Annotated in this window: 6 protein-coding genes; all 6 read left to right on the top strand. The window is 69.4% G+C overall.

Annotated features, from left to right (window positions below):
- A partial coding sequence (locus VF612_RS01355; protein ID WP_408658052.1) for a class I tRNA ligase family protein occupies positions 1-1,056 on the top strand: 1,056 nt, incomplete at its 5' end.
- Positions 1,053-2,171 carry an NAD(P)/FAD-dependent oxidoreductase gene (locus VF612_RS01350; RefSeq protein WP_408658051.1) on the top strand — a complete coding sequence of 373 codons (1,119 nt, stop codon included), beginning with the start codon at positions 1,053-1,055 and terminating at the stop codon, positions 2,169-2,171. The genes VF612_RS01355 and VF612_RS01350, both read left to right, overlap by 4 nt.
- Before the next feature lie 85 nt (positions 2,172-2,256).
- Complete coding sequence (locus tag VF612_RS01345) at positions 2,257-3,558, top strand: lysine N(6)-hydroxylase/L-ornithine N(5)-oxygenase family protein (RefSeq protein WP_408658050.1); 1,302 nt, start codon at positions 2,257-2,259, stop codon at positions 3,556-3,558.
- A 310-nt stretch (positions 3,559-3,868) separates the two neighbouring features.
- On the top strand, positions 3,869-4,762 hold the full coding sequence (locus VF612_RS01340; RefSeq protein ID WP_408658049.1) for an amino acid:polyamine antiporter: 894 nt from the start codon (positions 3,869-3,871) through the stop codon (positions 4,760-4,762).
- Between the two features lie 65 nt (positions 4,763-4,827).
- On the top strand, positions 4,828-6,075 hold the full coding sequence (ectB, locus tag VF612_RS01335; protein WP_408658048.1) for a diaminobutyrate--2-oxoglutarate transaminase: 1,248 nt from the start codon (positions 4,828-4,830) through the stop codon (positions 6,073-6,075).
- A 475-nt stretch (positions 6,076-6,550) separates the two neighbouring features.
- Entirely contained in the window at positions 6,551-7,162 is a 612-nt protein-coding gene (locus VF612_RS01330; protein WP_408658047.1) for a response regulator transcription factor, read from the top strand.
- Positions 7,163-7,292: the final 130 nt, after the last annotated feature.

Raw genomic sequence — 7,292 nt, 5'->3', positions numbered from 1 at the left:
ACCCGTCCGGAGCGGGCGCTGTGGCTGGACCTCGACTTCTACGCCGACCAGCTGCGCGACTATCTGCAGCGCAGCTACACCTCACCCGACCTGCAGGCTCTGGTGGAGAGGCTGCTGGCGGAAGGGTTGCCCGCCTACCGGCTCACCCGATCCAGCGAGTGGGGCATCGCGCTGGGGGAGGGGCAGGTCCTCGACGCCTGGGCGGACCTCGCGCTGACCTTCCTGGACGCCGCCCGAGCCGAGTTCGAGCAAGACGGCCCGGGCGCGATCACGCTTTTCCTCGGCTACGACAACAGCTTCTACTATGCGGTCCTTCTGCCGGTGCTGGCCTTTGCGGCCGGTCTCGCCGATCACCTGCCCACCGCGTTCGTCACCAACCAGTTCCTGCACCTTGACGACCAGAAGTTCTCCACCAGCCGGGGGCACGCGGTCTGGGCCGACGAGGCGCTCGCCGCGGCCGGACCGGACGCGACGCGGCTCGCCCTGCTCCGAAATGCCCCGGAGGGACGGATCACGCGGATCACCCGGGAGCGCGCCGACCAGCTAACCCATGACCCGCTGTATCGCAGCGCTCAGGAGTGGCTGGCCGGCTTCGTGCCTCTGGTTGAGCAGTGCGGCGGCCGGGTGCCGGGTACCGGCGCGTGGACCGAGGCGCATCGCGAGTTCTACCGGTACCTCAACTCGACCACGGAGCAACTGGACGGCCTGCTGCTCCCTGAGTCGTTCAGCGCGCGCGGATACGTCCGGCTGCTGGAATCTCTCGTCGCACGCTGCGCCGAGTTCCGGGGGACGGAGGCGTCGGCGCGCTCGGTTCCGACGCTGGCGGAGGAGGCGTACACGAGCCTGGCGCTGGAATACCTCGCGGCCAAGGTCTTCGCCGCGCTGGCCTGGCCGGTCACACCTGAGCTGTCCCAGCAGATCTGGGACTGGCTCGGCCTGCCCGCGCAGCCGGTTCGGGAGGTCCACTGGACCTTCCTGCCTTCCGGCACCCGGTGCGCTCCGCCTGCGTTTGACTTCGCAACCGCCACCCTCTCCGCTGGGAGGGGACAGCAGTGAGCCAGCTCGACGCCGTGACGTCGCATCACGGCGGGGGCCTACCCGCCAACGCGGACGTCGTGGTGGTGGGCGCCGGGATCACCGGCGCCTCCATCGCGCATCACCTGGCACGCCGGGGTGTGTCGGTCGTCGTGATCGAGCAGTCGCGACACCATGCCGCCGGAGCCACCGGACGTTCCGGCGGCATGGTGCGTGCCTACGACCCCGACCCGGTGACCGGAGAGCTGGCGCTGCCGAGCCTGGCCGCGTACCGAGACGCCGGATGCTGGGCGTCGGGGCGGGCTCCGCTGCACGCCGTCGGCGCCGTGACCGCGGACCACCCGGTCCAAGGGTCCGCTCTCCGGGAGGCCGCCGGGCAGATCAACGGCGCGCTGAGTGCTTCGGCGCACGTTGTGGCAGACCAGGACGAGGTGGCGGGCATCCGGCTCGCCGGCGGCGTCGCCCTCGTCGAGCCGGAGGCTGGCTGGGTGGACCCGGCGGAAGTCACCGCGGACTGGCTGGCACAGGCACGCGTCGACGGCGCGGTCGTCTGCCACGGGATTCGCGTGCGCCAAGTCGAGGCACGCGGCAGACGCCCAATGGTGGTCACCGATGCGGGCACGGTCAGCGCCGGCGCCGTGGTCGCGGCGGTCGGGCCCTGGGCGAGCGACCCGGTGCCGGGCTTGCGGCCGGCCTCGCCGGTCCGATCGCGATCGATCCAGGTGAGTATCGTCGAGCGCCGCCCTCCCGCGCCGCCCCACGCGACCTTCGTCGACCTGCGCACCGGGCTGTACGCCAAGCCCGTCGGCTCGGATCGGACCCTTCTCGGCATGCCGCACCTGCTGTGGGACTCGCCTGTCGACTCCCCGCCCGAGCCCGCTCACGCACAGGCCACGGTCGCCGCGCTGACCGTCCACTTCCCATGGCTCACGACAGCAACGCAGCTGAGCACCGTGCGCGGCGCGGACGCCTACGTCTCGCCTGGCGGGCAGGCGCCCGGACTGCTCAGCGGAACTGGCGTGCCGCATGTGTGGTGTGTGCGGGGCTGGAACGGGGGTGGCGTGAAGACGGCGCCGGAAGCCGGCCGCCGCGCCGCCGAAGCATGCCTGGCTGACGCCTTCTCAGACATCGCTTGACAACCGCTCACGGGGACCGCAATGCCCATCGATTGCTCCTGATCAGGACTCACCACTCATGCCGTACTCGACCGAGGGGGACTCTGTGACCCGCCACCACGCCGTGCTGGGTATCGGCTTCGGCCCGGCCAACCTGGCTCTCGCCATCGCCCTCGAAGAAGAGGGCTACAACCTCGAGGCGCACTTCCTGGAGGCTCGGCCGGGCCCGTCCTGGCAGAGCGCGATGATGCTGCCCGGGTCCGATATCCAGAATCACCCCGTCCGCGACCTCGTGACGCTGCGCAATCCGCGCAGTCGCTACAGCTTCATCAACTACCTGTTCGAGAACGGGCGGCTGCTCGATCACCTCAACCTCCCGATGGAGTTCCCGCTACGCAAGGAGTACGCGCAGTACGTCTCCTGGGTCGCCGGCCACTTCAACCGGCTGGTCGACTACGGCGTGCACGTCACCGGCGTCGACGTCGACCGCGACGCCGAGGGCCGTCCGCTCTACACCGTGACCACCTCTGCCGGACAAACCCATCAGGCGCGCGCACTCGTGATCGGCACCGGCCGTACGCCCTACATCCCCGAGCCGTTCGATGCGGTGAACTCTCCGCGCGTCTTCCATCTGACTCGCTATCTACCGGCTCTCCAGCAGCTGGAGGAGCTCGGCGGGGCCGGCGAACGCGGCCGCTCGCCGCGGGCTGTGACGGTCATCGGGGGCAGCCAGAGCGCGGTCGAACTCACCCTCGACCTCGCGCACCGCTATCCGCGCGCCCGGGTGACCACCCTCGTACGCTCGCTGACCCTTCGCCTGAAGGACACCAGCCCATTCAGCGAGGAGGGCTATTTCCCTGACTTCACCGACTACTACTACCGCGCTTCCCGCGAGCGGAAGAACGTCCTTGACGCATACATGCGCCTGACGAACTACTCCTCGGCCGACGGCGATGTGCTTCGCGAGCTGTACCGGCTCATCTACGAGCAGCGCCTGGACGGGGACCAGAAGGTGTTCGTCAGCGGCAGCCGCCAGGTGCGTGAGGTCGAGGTCCTGGAGGAGGGCGTCAGGCTCGGTGTCGAGGAGCTGAACACCGGGGAGTACGAGGAGCACGAATCCGACTTCGTGGTTCTCGCCACCGGATTCCGCGATGTGGGCCCGGCCGCCCACCAAGAACGCGTCCCTGCCCTCATGACCGGCATCGCCGACGCCTTTGCCTTCGACAACCACGGTTACCTGTCCGTCGGCCCCGACTACGAAGCGCAGCCGCTGAGCGCCGACCAGCCGGCGCTTTTCCTTAACGGACTGTGCGAATCCAGTCACGGGATCGGAGACGCCGGTTCGTTCAGCCTGCTTTCGCTGCGCGCCAAGACGATCGCCGAGAGCCTCCGGAAGCGCCTTCTCTGATGAGCTCGGCTGACGCCCGCGAGCTCGGCACGGTGGCGGTCCTGGCCGGCCCGGGCACTGCTACGCGCGACCGCCCGGAGCTGAGGATCGCCACCCACCTCTGCGGTCAGGTGCTGGGCGCCGGGATGCTTGTCATGCCTCCGGTCGTCGCAGCCTGGCGGGCGGGCACAGCATCCGCATCTGGTCAGCCCACATCCTGCTGGGCGCGTCGGTCAGCCTGCTGCTGGTCGCGCTGGTCCGTGCGCGGGTGCAGTCGACCTCGTTGGCGGGCGCCGTCGGCGTCCTCCTGGGCCGGTGGGCGGAGCTGGCGGTGGACGGCGCGTTCGCGGTCGCCTTCTGCTTCGGGCAGGCGGCGATCGCCTGGTTCGCCGCGACGTGCCTGTTGACGGCCGCTGACGGCTCGGCGCCGCGGTCGGGGGCGGTCGGTCTGCTCCTCGCCCTCGGCGTTCTCGCGGTGGCGGTGCTGGCAGCGCTCAGCCCACTGTCGCTCCCGCGCGCCGTGCTCCGGCTGCGCCCCTGGGTCGCCGGGGTCGTGGCGCTGGCGTGCGCCGCAGCGGTCTGGGCTGGCGTGTCCGCGGGGGCCGCGCACACGCCGCTTGCGCCGGCAGGACTGTCCGTCGACGGTGCTCAGTGGCTGGCCCTCATAGCCCTGTTCTTCGCCGGCGTCGGCTGGGAGGCAGTCATCGCCGTCCCTGTCGTTGCCGTCCGGCCGGGCCGCGTCGCCGCGGGCGTGGTCCTGGGAGCGGCCGCGGTGGCTGTGGTCTACCTGGGGCTGGCCACGGTTCAGCACCTGGCCGTCCAGGCATCCGAGGGCGCGCAACACTCGGTGGCCGCACCGCTGCGCTGGGCGCTCGCCCTCATGACGGCTGCGGTGTTGACCTCGTACTGCTTCACCAACGTACGCACCGCCGCCCTGATCGCTTCGCGGCTGCGTCGCGGCGCGTGCGCGCACACCCCCGCCAGGGCCGGCATCGTGGCCATCGGAGCCGCCTGCTGCGCCATCGCCTGCGCGGCGACGGTCGGCGACGGCGCCGTCCCGCTCCTGCTCCTGGGGCCGGCCGCGGCCGCGCTGATCGGCTACGGCCTGGCGGCCGTCGCCGCGGCGCGCCACGGCGGTCCGCTGCTGCGCTGCGCCGGAACCGCCGTACTGCTCGTGCTCGTGGGCATGGTGGTCCCCGCTGCTCCGGTCCTGATCGGCGCGTGAGCAATGACCGAACGCGCCCGCCCTCCCCATGGCTTCCCCGTCCATCCCATCGTCAAGGAGACATCATGACCGTTGCCACTATCGAATCCGAGGTCCGCACTTACTGCAGAAACTGGCCCGTGGTGTTCAGCCAGGCGCAGGGCAGTCGCATGTTCGATCGCGACGGCCGCGCTTACCTGGACTTCTTCGCCGGTGCCGGCACCCTGAACTACGGTCACAATCACCCGGTGCTCAAACGGGCGCTGCTGTCCTACCTCGAGCAGGACGGTGTCACCCACAGCCTGGACATGCTGAGCGTCGCCAAGCAGGAATTCCTCACCGAGTTCGCGGCGCGGGTGCTCGTTCCCCGCGGACTGGACTACCGGGTGCAGTTCCCCGGCCCCACCGGAACCAACAGCGTGGAGGCGGCGCTCAAACTGGCCCGCAAGGTGACCGGGCGTCAGACGATCGTCGCCTTCACCGGCGCCTTCCACGGCATGTCGCTGGGTTCACTGGCGGTCACGGGAAACGCTGCCAAGCGTGCGGGCGCCGGGGTTCCGCTCGGGCACACCTGGCGCATCCCCTATGACGGGTTCTCCAGGCAGGTCTCCGGACTGACACTGCTGGACACCATGCTCGCCGACAGCAGCAGTGGCATGGATCTCCCCGCAGCCGTCCTGGTGGAGACCGTGCAGGGCGAAGGCGGCATCAACCTGGCCAGCCCGACCTGGCTCGCCGACCTCACGGAGCTGTGCCGCCGCCGCGGCATCCTCCTGATCATCGACGACATCCAGATGGGCTGCGGCCGCACGGGGCCCTTCTTCAGCTTCGAGGTCGCCGGCATCAGCCCGGACATCGTCTGCCTGTCCAAGTCCATCAGCGGATACGGCCTTCCGATGTCCCTCACCCTCTTCCGTCCGGAGTTGGACGTATGGCGACCGGGCGAGCACAACGGCACATTTCGGGGAAACAACCCGGCATTCGTGACAGCGGCCGCGACCCTGCGGGAGTTCTGGTCCGACAGCACTCTGGAGAAGCAGACCGAAGCACGGGCCCTGCGATTCGGGCAGGAACTGGGTGAGCTCGCCGAGCGGCACGCGGCGCATATAACGGCGTCCAGGGGTCGTGGCCTGGTGTGGGGATTGGCCTTTCGGGAGCCGCGCATGGCCAGGCGGGTCGCTGATGCGGCATTCGCCCGAGGACTCCTGATGGAGACGTCCGGCTCCTATGACGAGGTGGCCAAGCTCATGCCGCCCCTGACCTCCACCGACGAGGAGCTGGCCGAGGGACTCAGCATCCTGCGGGAGTCGGTGGCATCAGCCGTAACCAGCTGATCGACCACCTCAGGCCCTGGCAGCGAAACCCCGCGGCGAGTCGTCGTCCCCACCTGGGTCGCGCATCCGATTGGGCGGTAATTAGGAGAATTCGTCGCGCCGGCGTGCGGTGCGGCCTTCGCGTGCCGTGCAGTCACCAGAGCAGGGCGTGACTATCGACTGATCGGGCGCCGGCGAGTGCAAAGTTCGGCGGCGAATTCTAATGATCACCAGGAATACCGTTGTCCCGGAAACGAGGGACGGGATTGCGTATTCGCGCCAGCGTAGCGTCCGTTGCGTGGCTACAAATTTGTAGCTTTTACGTCGCTTATTCCAATAAGGGGGTAGCCGAGCCGGCGCCGTCCCCGCTCGGAAATGGCGTCTGGGCTCCTCACGTAGGGCCTTGGACACACTAGGCGCGGCCTGCGACTCCTGGTTTAGCCACAGCTGGATCGTTAGGCGGAGGACGGCGGCGGCCGGAATTCCTGGAGTATTCGTGATACGAACAGATTTGCTCATCAAGTCGCCCCTGTTCCTGCTAGGCCTGCAGCAGACCTTGACTGCGGCGGGCGTCAAGGTCGTGGCTGTACGTACCTCACCCGATGAAGACCCGTTCTGGCTCGCCGACGCCGCATTGATCGATGTGGCGGCGATCTCCGAGCCGGGTGACATGTCGGCAATCACCCGAGCCGCGGCCAGCACCGCGGTGCTGGTGCTCAATAACGAGGGGGCCACGGGTGACGAGCGGTATCTGCGGGCCGGCGCGCTGGGCGTGATCAGCAAGGCCGCGCCGGGCGAGAGCATAGTCCGGGCGGTGCAAGCGATCACCTCGGGAACTCCGGTGCGTTCGGCAGGAGTTCAGGCGCCAGAGCTGGAGCGACCGCAGTTGGCCAACTGGCGCCTTTCCGAACGGGAGGAGCAGGTGCTGCGCCAGATCGCCCACGGCTTCACCCACGGGCAGGTGGCGACCCGGTTGGGCATCAGCCCGCACACCGTCGACACCTATGTCAAGCGGATCCGATCCAAACTCGGCGTGGGGAACAAGGCGGAACTCACCCGGGCCGCGTTGCTCGGCCAGATCGCCTCACGGGCCGCGGGCGACGACTAGTCCGATCGGGTGCCGGGCCGCGGTGGCAGGACGGCCCGGATGCACGGCACGCGCGGTGTCGATCCGAAGCTGACTGCGCGTCCCGCACCGCCGATCCGGCAAGCACGCCATCCGGCCGCGCGCTCAGCCG

Origin of the sequence: Jatrophihabitans sp. (assembly GCF_036388195.1) — a bacterium.
Classification (GTDB): Bacteria; Actinomycetota; Actinomycetes; order Mycobacteriales; family Jatrophihabitantaceae; genus Jatrophihabitans_A.
Note: the sequence above shows the minus strand (reverse complement) of the source record. Positions and strands in the feature narration are given on the sequence as shown.